The sequence below is a fragment of the [Mycobacterium] manitobense genome (genome assembly GCF_025821665.1).
Taxonomy (GTDB): Bacteria; Actinomycetota; Actinomycetes; order Mycobacteriales; family Mycobacteriaceae; genus Mycobacterium; species Mycobacterium arseniciresistens.
This window is the reverse complement of the sequence record NZ_JACKSJ010000043.1, coordinates 44,532-63,642: the sequence shown is the minus strand read 5'-3', so window position 1 is coordinate 63,642 and position 19,111 is coordinate 44,532. Positions and strand designations below refer to the sequence as shown.

Sequence of the window (19,111 nt, the reverse complement as noted above, 5' to 3'; positions counted from 1 at the left end):
GGGGCGCACAGGACCATCTCCTCATGACATCGTTACGCATAGGCGTGATCGCCGCACTGGTGGCCATGGCCGTCGCCGGAATCGGCTCGACGGCGACGGCCACCGCCACACCTGCCAGCGACACCCACGAAGACGTGGCTCACAGCTCCGAGAGCACGAGCAGCTCGAGGACCAGCGTCAGGCGCCGCGCGCTGGAATACGAGTACGAGTACGGGCTCTCCCTCAACGGCAGGTAGCCGACGTCACCGAACTAGGCGTGAAGTCGACGCCGTCCCGGCCGGGGCCTGCACGACCGCGGCGTCGGCGCCGGCCCGCCGGGCGAAGAAGGTCGCGTAGAACGCGATACCGAAGACCACCAGCGCCCCGACGGTGAGTGGGCCGAACACCATTGGGTAGCGAGCCATCTCCTCGGCGAAGTACCGGCAGCACACCAACAGCACCACCAGGAACGCCGCCCCGGAAGCGACCAACTGCACCGACGACCGGCCGCGGCCCGAGACCGGTTCGCGCAGCGCCGACTCGATGGTCATGCACAACACCGCGCCCGCGACGAGATCGACGCCGTAGTGATAGCCGAAGCCGAGCGTCGCCGCGACGGTGCACACCAGCCAGAAGGTGCCGCCCCACCGCAGCCACCGCGGTCCACCGCGGGAGTGGATGAAGACCGCCAGCGCCCAGGCGGTGTGCATGGACGGCATGCAGTTGCGCGGCGTCGAACCGTCGAAGGCGAAGGCCTCAGGCGTCAGGGCAGGCGGCAGCGCGTGCGGCCAGTAGTTCCCGAGCTGGAAGCCGTCACCCTCGCTGCCGAACGCGAACCCTGGACCCACGATCGGGAACAGCACGTAGATGGCCGGCCCGACCAGGCCGAGCACCAGGAACGTCCGGATCAGGAAGTGCCGCGGCCACACGCCGGTGCGGACGTTGCGCAACTGGTAGAGCGCCACGATCATCGCCGCGACGGGCAACTCGATGTACACCCAGTGCAGCACGCCGGTCAGCAGCGGGCCGCCCGCGTCGACGACCTGGCCCATCAACCACGACGGTTGCCCGAGTGCGTGATCGGCCATCAGGGCGTACTCGTCGAGCACCGCCGGCCGGACAACCGCGGTGATGCTCAACCACGCGTCGCCGGCCTTCGTGGCCAGCACGAGCAGGGCGCCGCAGGCGACACCGCGCAGCGCGTTGATGCGTTCGACGCCGCTGAACTTCCGCAACGCCACCACGGCCAACCCGGTGAGCACGATCATCGGTCCGTTGCCCACCGTGAGCACACCGCCGCGCAGCACCCGCTCCAGGGCGAACACCACGTCGAGCGCCGCGGCGAGCGACAGGACCAGGATCCGGTTGCGGTTCGACAGCCCGACGATCGCCACGCCGAGCGCGACCCAGCCGACGGTGGCCGACTTCGGGGTGGCGACGTAATCGCTGATCAGGCTGTGCAGCGGACCCTGAAACCCGAGGGCTATCGCGACGACCTGCAGCCCGATCAGAAACAGGACGACGGCTGTGACGGCGATCGTCACCCAGGTGCGCGCCGACTGCACCGGCAACCGCAGTCGTCGCGCGTCGCCGATGAACACCACATGAATGTTAGGTGGCGAACCGGCGGCAGCGTGCGCAGACCCGGAGAAACCGCCCAGACCGGATGCCTCCCCACGGTCCTTACCCGACGGCTAGAAAAGCCTTCCCGTCGAGGACAGAACTCTGGCTTCCGCGCGATTACCGAAGAAGCGCCGCGCGAAGACCATTGACCTCAAGCCCATCCAGACGACCTGAGGAGTCCGAGATGACCACGAACCGCCGCCCGATCCTCCACTGGCTCACCGCTCGACTCGCGTCCTACCTGGAGGTGCCGGTGACCACCATCAGCCCCATGGTTCCGCTCGCCGAGATGGGAGTCGACTCGGTGCACGCGATCAGCCTGGTGGGTGACGTCGAACTGCACTTCGACATCGACGTCGATCCGACGATGATCTTCGACTACCCCACGCTGTCCCACATCGCCGATTTCATCGGCAGCGCCGTCGCCGCGCAACAGCAGCAGGTGGCCTAGAGCGCGACACCGTCCGCGGTGCCCGTCCGGTCGTTGACAACGGCAAGATATTTGCCGAAATTGACTCCGCCGCAAACCGCGTTTCCTGCATCAGTCCAGCAATCGGGGTTGTGGAACCGTGTTTCAGCGACGATCATCGTCACTGCACTGGTTTGCTGATTCTGGCTCACCCCGCAGGAGCCGTATGAGGACGTCGCACAGCACGGATCTCGTCTCGCAACTGCGGTCGCAGTTCGAGGCCCATCCCGATGACCGCTGTTTCACCTTCCTCAACGAGTCCGGACGACATCTCGTCCCCGAGGTCACGGCTTACGCCGATCTGGACCGTGATGCGCGCGAACTCGCCGCCTGGCTGAGTTCACAACCGGAGGCCGAGCGGCCCGTACTGCTGCTGTTCGAACCGGGCATCGCCTTCTGGCGGGCGTTCCTCGGCTGCCTCTACGCGGGGACGATCGCGATACCCACGCCCCTGCCCGTCGATCAGCGGAGCATGAAGCGGGTCGCGGGGATTCTTCGCGACGCGGACAGCGGGCTGGCCTTGACCACGGAGAGCCTGCGCGGGCTTTTCGCCGCCGGAATCGAAGGACTCGATCTGGCCGGCCCGCTGCGGTGCGTGGCCACCGATGACCGGCCGCTCGCCGATGCGGACTCGTGGACGATGCCGGACCTCACCGCCGACACCGTCGCGTTCCTCCAGTACACGTCCGGTTCGACCGGCGACCCGAAGGGCGTCGCCGTCACCCACGGCAACGTGGTGCACAACGAGACCGTGATGACCCAAGCCGTCCGAGCACACACGGCGTCGGTGATGGTCGGCTGGATCCCGCACTGGCACGACATGGGGCTGATGGGTCAGATGCTGGCGTTCTTCAACGGCGCGGACCTGGTGACGATGTCGCCGCTGGCGTTCCTCAAACAACCCGTCCGGCTGCTGAAGGCGATCAGCGATCACCGCGGAACGATGACCGCCGCACCTAACTTCGCCTATGACCTGATCTCGCGCCGGGTCACACCGGAGCAGCTCACCGGCCTCGACCTGTCGTGCTGGGAGGTCGCGCTCAACGGTGCCGAGCCCGTTCGGCGCCGCACCATCGAGCGGATCACCGACCTGCTCGCCCCGGCCGGTTTCGCGCATGCGGCGATGCGCCCCGCGTACGGCATGGCCGAGGTGACGTTGATGGCCACGTTCAGCAGCGACGGCCCGCGTCACCTCGACGCGGACGTCGACGCCCTCGAACAGCACCGGTACGTACCCGCAATGGGCCGTGCGGTCGCCCTGGTGAGCTCCGGCCCGCCTGCGCCGGGCGTCGAGGTGCGGATCGTCGATCCCGAGACCTCGCATCCGCTGCCCGAGGACGCCGTCGGCGAGATCTGGCTGCGCAGCCGCAGCGTCGCCAGCGGCTACCACCGCCGTCCCGTGCAGACGGCCGAGCAGTTCCGCGCCGAGACCGCCGACGGCGAGGGGCCGTACCTGCGTACCGGCGACCTCGGGCTGCTGCACGACGGCGAGCTCTTCGTCACCGGGCGCCTCAAGGACCTGCTGATCGCCAACGGCCGCAACCTCTACCCGCAGGACATCGAGGAATTCGTCCAGGACGTGCACCCGGCCGTCGCCGGATCACGGGGGTGCGCGGTATCGGTCGACGTCGACGACGCCGAACGCCTGGTGCTGATCCAGGCCGTCAAGACCGAGCTGCTGGGCGACACGAGCTGCGCCGAACTCGCCGCCGCCGTCAGAGCCGCCGTGGCAAGAGGCTTCGAGATCCCCGCGCCCGGCGTGGTGTTCGTCGAACGCGGCGGTATCCACCTCACCACCAGCGGGAAGGTGCAGCGCGCATCGATGCGGGAGGCCTTCCTGAAGGGCGAACTCACCGACATCGTCTACGAGGAGCGCCCGCGATGACCGACATCGCCGTCGTCGGCCTCGACTGCCGCTTCCCCAAGGCAGCGGACCCCGGCGCACTGTGGCGGCTGCTGCTCGACGGCGCGGACGGCATCGACGAGATCCCGGCCGAGCGGTGGGACGCCGCGGGACTGCTCGACGACGGCGTCGTCAACCACCGGGCCGGCGGCCTGATCGATGACGCCGATGCGTTCGACAACGACTTCTTCGGCATCGCGCCGCGCGAGGCGGAGGCGATGGACCCGCAGCAGCGGCTGCTGCTGCAGACGACGTGGCGCGCGCTGGAGAACGCCACCCTCGACCCTCGGGGGCAGGCCGGTTCCGACACCGGGGTGTTCGTGGGCGTGATGGCCAACGAATGGGCTCATCTGCACATGAGCGACTACCGCACCATCAGCGCGCAGGACGGCACCGGCAACGGCTACTTCATGACCGCGAACCGGCTGTCCTACCAGTTGGACCTCAAGGGCCCGAGCCTCGCCGTGGACACCGCATGTTCGTCGTCACTGGTCGCAGCGCATCTGGCCGTCCAGTCGCTGCGCGCAGGCGAGTGCAATCAGGCGATCGCCTGCGGTGTTAACCTCAGCCTCACGCCCGCCCTGAACGTCTTCTACACGAAGGCCGGCCTGGCGGCGCCGGACGGCCGCTGTAAACCGTTCAGCGGCAAGGCAGACGGCATCGGCCGGGGTGAGGGCGTCGCCGTCGTCGTCCTGCGCCGGTGCTCCGATGCGCTCGCCGCCGGGCTGCCGATCTACGCCGTGATCAAGGGCAGCGCGGTGAACAGCGACGGCCGCAGCAACGGCATCACCGCGCCGAACCGCTGGGCGCAGCAGCAGGTCGCCGCGGCGGCCTACCGCGCCGCGGGGATCCAACCCGAGCAGATCGACTTCATCGAAGCGCACGGCACCGGGACCCTGCTCGGCGACATGATCGAGGCGAAAGCGCTTGCACACGCTCACCGTTCACGCCGCGACACGCCCTGCGCCGTCGGGTCGATCAAGGGCAACCTGGGCCACACCGAGGGCGCAGCCGGTATCGCCGGCCTGCTGAAAGTGGTTCTCAGCCTGCACCATCGAGTGGTGCCGCCGTCGCGCTTCGCGGACTCCGAGAACGCACAACTGCGGCTCGCCGACGGCGGCCTGCGGATGCTGGCCGAGCCGATGGAACTGGCGCCGGGCACCGCGATCGCCGGGGTCTCCAGCTTCGGCATCGGCGGCACGAACTGTCACATGGTCCTCGCCGGCGCGCCGCCGGCCGAGCCTGCGCCTGCGGCGACCGGCCCCGGAGTGCTCACCCTCTCGGCGGGCTCGGCAGAAGATCTGCGCCGCAACGCATCACTGCTGGCCCGCGACATCGAGGACAGCGACGCTCCACTGGTGCAGCTGTGCTGGTCGACCAACCGCATCAAGGCCTCCGGCAGGGTACGGCTGGCGATCGTCGCCGGCGACCGTGCCGAGGCCGTCGCAGCGCTGCGCGGGGAGTACGCCACGGGCACCGCAGGCGGCATGTCGACCGGCTGGCTGTTCAGCGGCCAGGGCACCCAGTACCCCGGCATGGCGACGGCTCTCTACGAGACCAGCACGGTGTTCCGGGACGCCTTCGACGAGGTCGACGCGGCGATGACCCCGCATCTCGGGTCCTCCATCCGCGACGTCATGGACGACACGGGCATCGATCGCACCGAGTTCGCCCAGCCCGCGATCTTCGCGCTGCAGTACGCGCAGGCCCAGGCGCTGCGCCGGCTCGGCGCCGACCCGGCCTGGCTGCTCGGGCACAGCATCGGCGAGTACACGGCGGCCGCCGTGGCCGAGGTGTTCAGCCTCGACGACGCGTGCCGCCTGATCGCCGCACGCGGCCGTCTCATGCAGCAGCTACCGCCCGGCGGCGGCATGCTCGCCGTGCGCGCCGACGCGGGCACCATCGTCGAGCTTGCGGACCACTTTCCCCTCGACCTCGCCGCGGTGAACGGCACCGGCGAGATCGTGCTGTCCGGTGCGACGGACGCGATCGACGACGCCGCGAACAGCCTGGAAGCAGCCGGGATCACCGTGCGCCGGCTCAACGTCTCGCACGCGTTCCACTCGCGGCTGATGGACCCGATGACCACCGAGTTCGCCGCCGTCGCCGCATCGTGCTCCTACGGACTGCCCGCCGTGCCGGTCTTCTCCACTCTGCACGGCCGGCTGCTCAGCGATGACGAACCGATGGACGCCGCGTACTGGACCGCCCACATCCGGGCCACCGTGCGGTTCGCCGACGCGGTAGCGGAGGCGATGAAGGCCGAGCCGACGCATCTCGTCGAGTTCGGCGCCAAACGCACGCTAGCGCAGATGATCACGCGAGCGCACCAGGGTGCGCCACCCGCTCTGGCCGTCGGCACCGACCTCACCCGAGCCGTCGCCGCGCTGTACCGCGACGGACTCGACCCCGAGTGGGACCTGTTGTACCCGCCGGAGGCCCGGGCCGTTCACCGGCTCAGCGGCTACTCGTTCAGCACCGCCAACCGGTTCTGGTTCACCGAACCGACTGCGGCAGCCGCCGGGCCGGCGAATGTCTCAACGAAGGATTCGACGATGGACGATCTCATCGCGCTGTTCCGCGAGCAGGCGGCCGTGCTCGCCGCGTACGGTCAGGGCAGGGCACCGGCTCCCGCGTCGACCGCGATTGCGCCGCAGGCGAACCCGGCCGTTGACACGACGGCGATCGTGCGCTCCGAGATCGCGCGGGTCAGCGGATTCCCCGAGCAGGATCTCCGCAGCGCGCAGACCATCGTCGGCGACCTCGGGTTCGACTCGATCATGGTGGCCGACGTCTTCGGCGGCCTGGCGAGAAAGCTCCCCGGCGTCGCCATCGACCCGGCCGGCTTCGGCCCGGCCACCACACTCGCCGATGTGATCAGCATGGCAGGCGGGCAGGAAACCCCCTCTCCGACAACGGCACCCGCAGCGGCGCCGGCCGTCCGCCCGCAGTTCCGGATCGCGGAGTTCGACGAGGTGAAGGCGCTGGCCGAGCGATTCGCCTTCGGCGCGGCCATCGGCGTCGACAACCCCTACTTCAGGGTCAACGACGGCGTCACCCGTGACACCTCGATCATCGACGGTGCCGAGGTGATCAACTTCTCCAGCTACAACTACCTGGGGATGTCGGGCCACCCCGCGGTGGCCGAGGCGGTGTCTGACGCGGTGCGCCGTTGGGGCAGCTCGTGCTCTGCGTCGCGGCCGATCTCGGGTGAGAAGCCCGTGCACCGCGAACTGGAGCTCGCACTGGCCGAACTGCTCGGGACCGAGGACGCGATCGCTCTCGTCAGTGGCCACGCCACCAACGTCACGGTCATCGGGCACCTGCTCGGCCAGGGCGACCTGGTGATCCACGACAGCCTCGCGCACGACAGCATCATGCAGGGCTGCATCCTGTCGGGGGCCACCCGCCGGCCGTTCCCGCACAACGACCACGCCGCGCTCGACGAGCTGCTCACCGGCATCCGTCACCAGTACCGCAGGGTGCTGGTGATCATCGAGGGCGTCTACAGCCAGGACGGCGACATCCCGGACCTGCCCGCCTTCATCGACGTCAAGCGCAGGCACCAGGCGCTGCTCATGATCGACGAGGCGCACAGCATCGGCGTGCTCGGCGAGACCGGTGGTGGCATCGGCGAACACTTCGGCGTCGACCGCACCGACGTCGAGCTGTGGTCCGGCACGATGTCGAAGTCGCTGGCCGGCTGCGGCGGCTACGTCGGCGGTAGCCGGGAGCTGATCGAGTTCCTCAAGTACACGACGCCGGGCTTCGTCTACAGCGTCGGCATGCCACCGCCGACCGCGGCGGCCTCACTCGCCGCGATCCGCATCATGCGCAGCGAGCCCGAGCACCTGCGCCGGCTGCACGAGCTGTCCGCATTGTTCCTCACGCTCGCCCGGGAAGCCGGCCTCGACACCGGCGACAGCGCGGGCACACCCGTCGTCCCCTGCATCGTGGGCAGCTCGGCCACCGCGCTGAAGCTGTCCAACGCGCTGCTGGGCCGCGGCATCAACGCCAACCCGATCATCTACCCGGCCGTGCCGGAGGACAAAGCGCGACTGCGCTTCTTCGTCACCAGCTGCCATTCCGACGAGCAGATCCGGTACACGGTGAAAGCGCTCGCCGAGGAGCTCGCGTTCCTCACGGAAGCCCACTGAGGCGGGTGTCACGATGCGGTTGTTCTGCTTCCATCACGCCGGCGGCGCCGGGGCGATGTTCAACGGCTGGAACAAGGCGCTGGGCCCGGCGGTCGACGTCGTCGCGGTCGAGGTGCACAACCGCGAGCGATTCGCCACGCTGAGCCAACTCGTCGACCACCTCGACGATCAACTGCGGCCTGCGCTCGACGGCCCTCATGCGTTCTTCGGCCACAGCTTCGGGGCCCTGCTGGCCTACCGGTTGACCTGTGTGCGCGCCGCGTCGGGCGCCCCGATGCCGCGTGCACTCGTGGTGTCCTCCTTCCCTCCCCCGCACCTGCCGCCACCGATCCCCCACCACCTCGACGATCACCAGATGACGGCGCTGCTCTCCGACCTCGGCGGCATCCCGCCGGAGATCGCCGAATGGCCCGCCCTGCGGGACGGTGCCGTGAGAGCGGCTCGAATCGACCTGCGGCTGTGCAGCACCGACGACGGGAGCCGACCCGTGGTGCTCACGTGCCCCATCCACGCCTTCGGCGGCAGCGACGACCCGCTGGTCACGGAATCCGATCTGCAGGAGTGGAGTTCACGCACCACGGGGGCGTGCTCCGTGCACATGCTGCGCGGCGGCCACTTCTATCTCGAAGACGGACCGCCGCTGTTCACCGCACTGCTGCCGCTGCTGGCCAGGCTCCCGGCGGTGAGCCGGACATGCTGACCCGGCTGGCCCTTCTCACGGTGCGGCGGCCGAAGCTGATCCTGCTGGCCGTCCTCGCTCTGCTCGGCGTCAGCCTCGTCTTCGGCGCGACCGTGTCCCAGAAGCTCGGCGTCGGCGGGTTCGTCGACCCCGCCGCGGAGTCGTCACAGGTCGCCGAGTTCCTCGACCAGAACTTCCCCACGACACCGAACCTGGTGCTGGAGTTGGTCAACCAGGACGGCGCCGTGGACAGTCCCGAGGTCGCGGCGGCCGCCGACCGGGTGCGACAAGTCGTCGAGACCGAACCGACGGCGAAGGTGGTCGGCTCGTTGAGCCGGCCGTCCGCCATCCTGGTGCACGTCGGCGGCACCACCGACGACGTGCACCAAGACTGCGATCCGGATCATCGACGGGCTGCCCCCCGACGACGCCGCGGTCGACGTGCGTGCGGGCGGCCCGCTGGGTGTGTCGGTGGAGATCGAGGACCGGGTCAGCAAGGACCTCGTCGTCAGCGAGAGCATCGCGCTACCCATCCTGCTCGCCGTGCTGGTGATCGTCTTCGGCGGCCTCGTCGCCGCCTTCCTCCCCCTCGCCATCGGCATCACATCGATCGTCATGACGCTGCTGGTGCTGGCGATCATGGTCACCGTCACCGACGTGTCGGTGCACGCGCTCACCGTCGCAACGGCATTCGGGCTCGGATTGTCCATCGACTTCGGCCTGCTGATGGTGTCGCGGTTCCGCGAGGAACGCGCACTGGGCAGGGACCACGAGGCGGCCATCGTCGCCACGGTCACCACAGCGGGCCGGACGATCATCTTCAGCGCCGCGACCGTCACCCTCGCCATGTCGGGGCTGCTGGTGTTCCCGCTCTACTTCCTGCGGTCGACCGCACTCACCGCGAGTGCCGTCGTGATCCTCTCGGCACTCAGTGCGATCGTCGTGTTGCCTGCGCTGCTGGCCCTGCTCGGGAGACGCATCGACTCACTCGCGGTGATCCGGCGGAAAGTCCCGCTCTCGGCGGAGTCGGCATTCTGGCGGCGATGCGCCGAGGCAGTGACGAAAAGGCCGCTGCAGTGCGCACTCCCAGTGATCGCGGTGCTGCTGCTGCTCGGCATTCCCTTCCTCGGCGTCCAACTCGCCATGCCCGACGAACGCGCACTGCCTGCCGATTCCGATGCCCGGCTGGTGGCCGAATCGCTGCAGACGGATTTCGCGGCGGACAGCTCACAGGCGGTCACACTGCTGGCCCGCAACGACATTCGTGCACTCGATGAGCTGGCCGCATCGGCGTCGGCGATGGACGACGTGGTGCGGGTGGTCGCGCCCGGCGGCACCTACGAGCGCGGCGAGCGCATCGCCGGTGCGGCGCCGGGCTTCGAGAACAACGGCGCCGCCTACGGTCTGGTCTACCTGTCGGTCGACGCGCAGTCAGACGCCGCGCAGCAGGTCGTGCACGCGATCCGGTCGGACGCCGTCGAGAGTCAGGTGCAGGTCGGCGGGCCGACCGCCACGCTGATCGACACCAGCGCCGCGGTCGGTGACCGCCTTCCGACGGCGATCCTGTTGATCGCGCTGGCCACGTTCGTGCTGCTCTTCCTGTTCACCGGCAGCATCGTCGTGCCGCTGAAGGCGCTGGTGCTGAACCTGCTGATGCTGAGCGCGGTGCTCGGCACGATGGTCTGGGTCTTCCAGGACGGGCATCTGGCCTCGCTGCTCGGGGTCACCCCCGCGCCGCTGAACCTGTCGATGGTCGTGCTGCTCTGCTGCATCGCGTTCAGCCTGTCCGTCGACTACGAGATCTTCCTGCTCAGCCGGATCAAGGAGGCCCGTGACGCGGGGCTGTCGAACAATGACGCCATCGTCGTCGGCCTGGCCCGGGTGGGCCGGATCATCAGTAGCGCAGCGCTGTTGCTCACCATCACGCTGTTGTCGTTCGCCAACGGGCTGTCGTTCATGAAGATGTTCGGCATCGGCACCGCACTGGCCATCGTCATCGACGCCACCGTGATCCGCGGTGTCGTGGTGCCCGCGTTCCTGCGCGTCGCGGGTGACCTGAACTGGTGGGCGCCCGGGCCGCTGAAGCGGCTGCACGCGCGCATCGGCTTCAGCGAGGCGCCGGCTGGAGCGCCACCGGTGCAGGAAGAGGACACCGTGCGGGTTCCGGCGGTGCGCGCACCCGAACCGGACACGGTCCGGCTTTCGCGACCTCGACGCGACGAGGACACCGTGCGATTCCCGCCGAAGCATGCACCCCTGCTCCGACGCGACGAGGACACCGTGCGACTCCCGCCGGCAGGTGGGTCGGAAGCCGACACGGTGCGGCACCGGGCGCCGAGGGTGCACCGCCCGCCGCGATGAGCGGGCATCTCTCGGTCACCCAGCCATCAAACTCAGCTCCTGATCGAGAGCCAGGCGAAAATCGGCAACTTTGACGCGAGGCTCCGAGCAAACGGTGCCTGTCGTGGACAAGTTGCAGACCGACCAGCCTGGGGCCGAAATGGCTATTGAGTCATCGAGAATTCTCGAACCTGCCGAAACACAGGCCAAGTGGAATGAAACTCTTTTCAGTCGAAAGAATCGAATGTTGAAAAGTAAAGCCACCTCTTTCAGCAAACGACTTACTCATACCGAAGCAGGTCTTCCGGCCGTAGCGTCAGACCAACTATCAGCAGAAATTCGGGGGGATGGCCATGGGCTACTCGCGTTATATCGGTCGTGTGGGTGCCCTGGCCGTGGCCTTGGGTGTCGGAACAGCGGTGGCAGCTTCGGCGGGCGTGGCTTCGGCCGATGATCGCGATACCCAGTCCGCGGACAACAAGACCGACAGTTCCGCTACCGGCAATGACTCAACCGGATCTACGGGTAAGGCATCAACAGCAACGGGCGACAACGCGGAAACGGACGACGACAACAACGAGGACGCAGACGAGGACGACGGCCAGTCCGAATCGCGCGAACCAGACGAGCCCGGCGAAGGTGCCCCGGTCGGTGCCGAGGGCGGAGACGCACAGCTAGAAGACGAAGACCAAGGGAAGGAAGAAGTAGCCCAGATACCGAACGAAGACGCAACGGGTGGCGATCCGGCAGTCAGCGTCGGCGATCAGAGGGCGCAAGGGCCGACCAATCGCCGCAAAGACAAGCCAGCCGAGATCGCTTCATCGGCCGTCGCAACCCCGGCGGGGAAGCCCGAGCAGGCGGCGGCTTCCACGGCTGAGGTCACGGTCGCTCCGAGCCGCGAGCGCACACTGGTGAGCGAACAACCGCCGGCAGCCGCGGGTACGCCCGTGATCACGCACGCATTCGATGACGGAGTGCTGGCGAACCCGCCGGCCGAGCAGCCGGCTGGTGAGCCCCCAACTGGGGCGGTGGCCAGCTTGGTGTCGGGGTTGTTGAACCCGTTCGGCGAGAACGCTCCCGAGGCGCCGATGGATTCGCCGGCTGAATGGGTTCTACTGGCCGCGGCGCGGCGCGAGGTGGGCCAGGACACGAACAACATCTCGACGTTCGCCACAACCACGGAGGTGACCAACAGTCTGGTCACCACCGCTGTGGACCCGAATCTCGGCACGGTGATCATCGACCCGCTGACCGGTGCGGTGTCCGGAACGGTGGTGGCGGCCGACCCGACTGGCCAGAACCGGAAGCCGAGCTATGCGGTGACGACGCCACCGGGATCGGGCACCTTCACGATCAACAAGACCACCGGTGCATTCACCTACACCCCCACCGCTGCGCAACGGGTGCTGGCCGGGTTCTCGGCCATACCTGACGACACCGTCGCGGTCGTGGTGACCGTCACCTACGGGACCACCAAGATCGCAAAGACGCTCAGTGTCCCCGTCGATCCGGTGTCGATCACCGACATCGGCGACGTTGCCACCGGTGACGGCGCCTACGGACTTGCAGTCACCAACGACCGCGCCTACGTCAGCAATACCGACGCGGGCACAGTGACGGTGATCGACACCGTCACTGGTCAGTGGCTCGCCGACATCGACGTCGACGACGAGCCGATGGGTATCGCCCTCACGCCGGACGGCAAGAAGCTCTACGTCACCAGCGCCACGACCAGAACCGTCTCGGTCATCGACACCGCGACGCGGCAGGTGACCGCGCAGATCCAATTGGGCCAGCGCTCCCCGCAACTGATGGCAATCAGTCCCGACGGCAAGACGCTGTACGTGACAACCACTGTCTACGACGACGACGGTCTCGTGGTGTCCAGCGAGATCACCAAGATCTCGACAGCGACCAACAAGATCGCCGGAGCGGTGAAGAACGTCGGTCTGGTGCCCTACGGCATCACAGTCAGTCCGGATGGCAAGAACATCTACGTGATCGCCGAAGTAGAGAGCGAGGGCGACTACCAGACAGGCGTATTCGTCTTCTCGGCGACGGGATCCACTGCGAAGCAGATCGTCGGCGTGGGCGACCGACCGGAGGCGGTCGCTGTCAGCCGGGACAACAAGCTGGTCTACATCGGCGATTACAACACCGGAACCATCTCGGTGGTCAATGCCGCGACCAATGCCGTTGTCACCTCCTTCACCACAAGCCCCGAGTCGATCGACGAGATCGTGGTGCATCCCAGCGGCACCATGCTGATGGTCCTCAACTTCCAGACCAACGCGATCGACATCTACAACATCGCGGCCGGCTACACGCAGATGGGGTCGGTGCCCACCAACGCCACCACCGAGATCAACTTCCCCGAGGCGAAGTTCTCACCCGACGGCCAGCAACTGTACTTCACCAGTGACGGTGTTCTACAGGCTGTTTCGCTGGTGCCAGTGAATACCCAGCCGGAGGTCGGTACACCCACGCCGGGCGTCGTCACGCCCGCGACCGGAGCGGTAACCGGCGACTTCGGCGTGACCGATCCCGACGATGACACGCTGAAGTACACCGTGGTGAGCGGTCCGGCACGGGGCAAGTTGGTGGTCAACCCGAACGGAACCTATACCTACACCCCGACACCGGCAGCGCGTCACGTGGCCGCCGCAGACGACGCGGGCGATCTGGCATTCGACTCCTTCACGGTCACGGTGACCGACGGCCGCCGCGGCGTGGTCACCCAGACGGTGACGGTGAACATCGAGCCGGCGAACAAGGTCCCGACGATCAAACAGACCGTCGGCAAGCCCGTGGCCGCCACCGGCGTGGTGAGCGGAAGCGTGACCGCGACCGATGCCGACAGAGACGCGGTGACCTACACCAAGACCAGTGATCCCCAGTGGGGCACAGTCGCTGTCGATGCCAAGGGCAAGTTCGTGTACACACCGACGCCGGATGCCCGCCATGCGGCGGCCACGCCCACCGGCGCGAAGACCGATTCGTTCACCATCACCGTCGACGACGGGCACGGCTCGACACAGGCAGTGGCGGTTTCGGTGGCCATCGCGGCAAAGAACACCGCACCCACGGCATCCGGTTCGATTGAACGGCCCGACAACAGCTCCGGAGTGGTCACGGGTTCGATCACGCCCACCGACGGTGACGGCGACGTATTGACGTACAGCACGTCCGCCACGACCAAGGGCACCCTGGTCGTCAACGCCGATGGCACGTTCACCTACACCCCCACCCCCCAGGCGCGGGCTGCCGTGCGCACCGGGGGCACCGCCGCCAAGACCGAGACGTTCACCATCACGGTCAGCGATGGCCATGGCGGCACCTCCACGGTGACCATGACCGCACAGATCGTCGCGGCTGGGAACCGTGCTCCCACCGGAGTAGCCGAGGTCCCGAATCCACCCAGTACGTCATCCGGCGCAGTGACCGGAAAAATCACCGGCTCCGACCTCGACGGCGACAAAGTCACCTACAGCGTCCCCGCCACGACGGCCAAGGGCACGGTCAAGGTGACGGCGGCCGGCGTCTACACCTACACCCCCACCGCCGCCGCCCGTCACGCCGCGGCTGGCGCTCCTGCGGGTTCGGCGCTCACCAAGGACACCTTCACAGTCACCGTCCAGGACGGCGTCGGCGGATGGGGCAGTGTCACAGTCGAGGTCGACATCCTCGGCGCGAACGCGAAGCCCACCGGCAGGGCCACCGCCAAGGCGCCGAACGCGAACGGCGACGTCATCGTGACGGTCACCGGTACCGACAGGGACAAAGACACCCTCACCTTCGCTGCACCAACCACCACCGCCAAGGGCACTGTCGTTCACAACGGCAATGGCAGCTTCACGTACACGCCCACTCCAGAAGCACGGCAAGCCGCCGGGGCGAACGGAGCACCAGCGGCGTCCAAGACCGATACCTTCACCGTCACCATCGACGACGGCCACGGAGGCGTCACGCCGGTCACCGTGAAGGTGAGCATCGCTCCCACCAACATCAATGCCGCACCGACCGGCGGATCGTACACCCCTACAGGACAACCGAATTCGACCACTGGCGTGGTCACCGGCAAGGTGTCCGCGAGCGATCCCAACGGTGACCCGCTCACCTACAGCGGTAGCGGGACCACTGACAAGGGCACCTACAACGTGACGTCGAACGGCACGTTGACCTACACGCCGACGCCTGCGGCCCGCCATGCGGCTTCGGCGGACGGCGCGACGACCACAGTCACTCAGGACACGGTGAGCATCTCGGTCAGTGATGGGCGCGGCGGCACTCACCAGTTCGCGGTCACCGTGGACATTGATCCCAAGAACACCGCTCCCACAGGGTCATTCACCGCCTCAGACCCCAACGCATCGGCCGTGGTGACAGGAACGGTGACGTCGGGCGACACCGACGGGGACGCGCTCACGATGAGCGCGCCAGGCACCTCAGCCAAGGGTGGCACCGTGACGTTCAACGCCACGACCGGCGTCTACACGTACAAGCCGACGGACGCGGCGCGCGAAGCGGCCGCTGCCCCGAACGCGCCAGCCGCCGCCAAGACGGACACCTTCGCCGTGACGATCACCGACGGCCACGGCGGGACGACGACGGTAACTGTCCAGGTGTCCGTGGCACCTGCGGTGACCTCAGTGAATCCGGCGCCGATCAACGGATCTCCATTGGGGAACGCGATCGTCGGGTCGACCGGCCGGATCTTCCAGCCGGTGGTCACCGTTTCGGCCAACGGCACCGTCTCGACGGTCGTGCGGGTGTACCAGCCGTCCGGCGCGGTCATCGCCACCACGGCGGCGTTCACTGGGACGCCCGCACCGCCGATCACCCGGACCGACGGCGGTATCACCCTAATCACCTACGACGAGGCGGCCAAGACCGCGACGGTTCGGATCATCAGCGCGTCCGGGAATGTCACAGCGACAACGGTGACAGCAGAGGTCGGGTTCGCGGTAGTCGGTGAGAACGGACGGGACTACCTCTTGGTGCCCTACTTCGACGCGGCTCAGAATCGCGGACGGGCCCGATTGCTCTCTCTGACGGCCGGTCCTGCAACGGCATACGTGATCGACATGGACCCGAGTTTCGGGCCGGACGGTAGTGCCGCGGCGCTGCAGGTCAGCGGGACAGCGCAGAATCCCTCGGCCAGAATAGTGGCGATCGACGCTGACGGAAACGCACGAACACTCACTATTCCGAGCAGTCACGTCGGGGGCGCCACGGGCAACGTCACGGCCGGACCGAATGGCACGGCGTACTTGGCGACGGTGGTGCAGACGCCCTCCGGCGAAGCGACCGAAGTGCTCGTCTTCGGGTCGTCCGGCGGCTTCACCACCAGACGTATCGACGGTTTCACGCCGACGCAGGACGTCATCGTCGCTCCCAACGGCACCGCCTATGTGCTGACCGAGAGATTCGGCACCCAAGAACACCGTGTTTACGTGATCACGAATGGAGTCGTCGGCACCCCATCGTTCACATCCTTCTTCGGGCCAACGGCATTGGGAGCCGCCGCCGACGGCACACTCTACGTGCTCAATCCGGACAGCGATGCTGACGTGAATCGGTTGCTCATCGTGGGACCGAACGCCTCGATGAAGACGGTGGAAATCGGCGAATTCGACTTCTCCGTACCGCACGTCATTGGAACCGACAACAACATCTACCTGAATCTGCGGGTGAACGGCCAGGATGCGCTCGTTGTCGTCGCGCCGTCGGGACTCCAGCGAGCGCTGCCGTTCTACGTAGACGTCGAACCGTCGTTTTCGGGCGAAGAGAAACTCGTTTTCGCCGACGACGGCACGGCGTACGCCCTAGTGCAGACGGCGAATGGTTACGTCGTTCACGCATCCACCGACGGATTCTTCACATCAGGCTCCAGCGATCCGATCAACGCCAGCACCGGTCACCTTCAGGTGGGACCGGACGGCACCGCTTACCTCGTGTCCAACAATTCAGAAGCCCTGGTGACGCGGATCGACCGCTACGGCAACATCACCGGCACTGTCGTCGACTACGGGGGCACTGTCGTAGGACCGATCGCATTCGGAAACAACGGAACGGCTTACGTGACCGTACAGAAGGGCTTCGGAGCCACGGCAACCACCACGGTATGGGCGATCACCGCTGCCAGTGTGACGGTGGTCAAGACGGTTGCCGGTACTGCCGCAGTCGCAGCGCTCGGCTCCCAAGCCCAGTCACCGGCTGTGTCGATTAGCGATAGCGGCAAAGTCATCCTGACCTCTGTGACAGAGTCGGCGCAGGGCGGAAACCCCACCACACAGGTGAGTCTGTCGGATGAGGTGTCGGTCCCTCCGTTGCGCTCGTCGGTGACGCAACAGCGGCCAGTCGCCGCCACGGGCGTTGTGACCGGTAGCGTGACACAGGCTCCGCCGGACTCCGACCCGACGAGCACCATGCAGTACTCCGGTTCGACGACCGGACCACTCGGAACTGTCGTGGTCAATCCAGATGGCACCTACACATTCACCCCTTCGGCAGCAGCGCGGACATATGTCCAAGCGCAGAAGACTGCCGGCTACGTCGATTTCTTCGTCAAGGCGGCTGACAGCCAGGGCGGTGTGTCCTACATTCCGGTCTCGGCGCCCATACTTCCGGCGAACTATCCGACGCAGGAAGTCGTCTTTCCTCCGGTGAGCACCCACGACCTCATCGCTCTACCGGGTTACATTGATCCGTCCGACTGGCACCAAGTAGGCACATTCGATGTCACGACGCTCGCAGCATTCTTGAAGAATGGACGGGATGTCATCGGAGATCCCTGTGTCAACTACGACTGCGGATCCGGTGATCGCGGTTGGGACTATCAGATACAGAACCGCAAGCTCGTGAAGGCGCCTCCACTCCAGACGGACCCGGAAACGGGAATGCCGGTTTCTCCGGACGTCTATGTGTTGGCGCTTTTGAACCCGCCCGGATCTCAATCGGGAGACCGCATTGTCCTCGGTTGGAGGAAGATGAGGGTGGGTGAGGACATCACGGTGAAGCAGGACTACAACCAAACGGACCGCTTCACCGTGACTTACGAAGCGATGGCCTTCATGCCTGGCACTTTCCCGGAGGATCAGTTTCACACCCGCATTCCGGGCGTGGTCGGCGGTTACATCTTCAACAACGAGATCCCCGAATCTGCCGACACCGCACTGCAAATCGATGAAGATAACATGCGAGAGGAGTTCAACCGCAAGGAGGCGCGGCGTAGAGCCGCTTCGTCCCTCGGCGAAGGTGCGGCTCTAACGCTCTGGGGCTTGGAGAACCTGAACCCGGTGGGTGTTGCCGGCAAGCCGGCCACACGAGGTGCGCGAGCTGTCAAGACGGTAGCCCCCGTCCTGGTGGACGGCGTTGTGGTCACCCTCGACGTGATGAGCAAAGACGAGGCCGTCCAGCAAAACGGATCAAGTGAGACCCCGATGCTCTACCACGAGGGTGCCAACCTGGGGCGTACCCAGATCGGTATACCCCCGGTCTAGCCGGAGCATCTGTCCTTGAAGCGATGCACGGGCGCTGCTCGACCGGATCGATGCAACGTCAGTCGATCGGCGATGCGAGGAAACACCGCCGATCGCGGATGATGCGATTGGTGCAGGTGACTTCGCCTCGCTGCAGCTTTGAGAAGCCCATCGGTCTACGGGTGACGTCGGACAGCCCCTCACCTGAATCAACAGGTTCGGGGCTATGGCGGTGACGGAGGGATTTGAACCCTATCCTCAATCCGTGGTGGCGTCGCTTTTCTTCCCTGAAGTGCGGGAATAGGCTATGGCTGATCACGTGTGATTACAGCCGATCATGGTCAACTGTGGGCAGAAAGTGGGCAGTGCTCCCGGCAGCGCATCACGTGCAGACCGCAATTCACGTGGCCGCTCCTGCGCCGGCCACGCGTCAAGTTCACCGAGCGCGCCGAGATGGTCGCAATCGCCACCAAGCACTGA

8 protein-coding genes are annotated in these 19,111 nt (G+C 66.8%); 7 read left to right on the top strand and 1 reads right to left on the bottom strand.

Going from position 1 to position 19,111, the window contains the following annotated elements; genetic code table 11:
• The first annotated feature begins 23 nt into the window (after positions 1-23).
• A complete protein-coding gene (locus H7I41_RS05660; RefSeq protein WP_264011588.1) occupies positions 24-236 on the top strand; it encodes a hypothetical protein in 213 nt (70 codons plus the stop codon).
• 6 nt (positions 237-242) lie between these two features.
• Here H7I41_RS05660 and H7I41_RS05655 read toward each other — a convergent pair whose 3' ends face one another.
• Entirely contained in the window at positions 243-1,580 is a 1,338-nt protein-coding gene (locus H7I41_RS05655; RefSeq protein WP_372503684.1) for a phosphatase PAP2 family protein, read from the bottom strand.
• Positions 1,581-1,786: 206 nt separating this feature from the next.
• Here H7I41_RS05655 and H7I41_RS05650 point away from each other — a divergent pair, with 206 nt between their 5' ends.
• From H7I41_RS05650 to H7I41_RS05625, 6 genes are all read left to right on the top strand, one after another.
• Positions 1,787-2,053: an acyl carrier protein gene (locus H7I41_RS05650; RefSeq protein WP_264011587.1), complete on the top strand. Its 267-nt coding sequence runs from the start codon at positions 1,787-1,789 to the stop codon at positions 2,051-2,053.
• A gap of 184 nt (positions 2,054-2,237) precedes the next feature.
• Positions 2,238-3,956 (top strand): fatty acyl-AMP ligase, encoded by a 1,719-nt coding sequence (locus H7I41_RS05645; protein WP_264011586.1) that lies wholly within the window; start codon positions 2,238-2,240, stop codon positions 3,954-3,956.
• Positions 3,953-8,131, top strand: coding sequence for a type I polyketide synthase (locus H7I41_RS05640; RefSeq protein ID WP_264011585.1), 4,179 nt, complete (start codon positions 3,953-3,955; stop codon positions 8,129-8,131). Before H7I41_RS05645 ends, H7I41_RS05640 begins: the two co-directional genes overlap by 4 nt.
• A 13-nt stretch (positions 8,132-8,144) precedes the next feature.
• Entirely contained in the window at positions 8,145-8,831 is a 687-nt protein-coding gene (locus H7I41_RS05635) for a thioesterase II family protein (protein WP_264011584.1), read from the top strand.
• Between the two features lie 420 nt (positions 8,832-9,251).
• On the top strand, positions 9,252-11,171 hold the full coding sequence (locus tag H7I41_RS05630) for an MMPL family transporter (protein ID WP_308214587.1): 1,920 nt from the start codon (positions 9,252-9,254) through the stop codon (positions 11,169-11,171).
• A 326-nt stretch (positions 11,172-11,497) separates the two neighbouring features.
• Positions 11,498-18,652: a cadherin-like domain-containing protein gene (locus H7I41_RS05625; RefSeq protein ID WP_264011583.1), complete on the top strand. Its 7,155-nt coding sequence runs from the start codon at positions 11,498-11,500 to the stop codon at positions 18,650-18,652.
• The last annotated feature ends 459 nt before the right edge of the window (positions 18,653-19,111 follow it).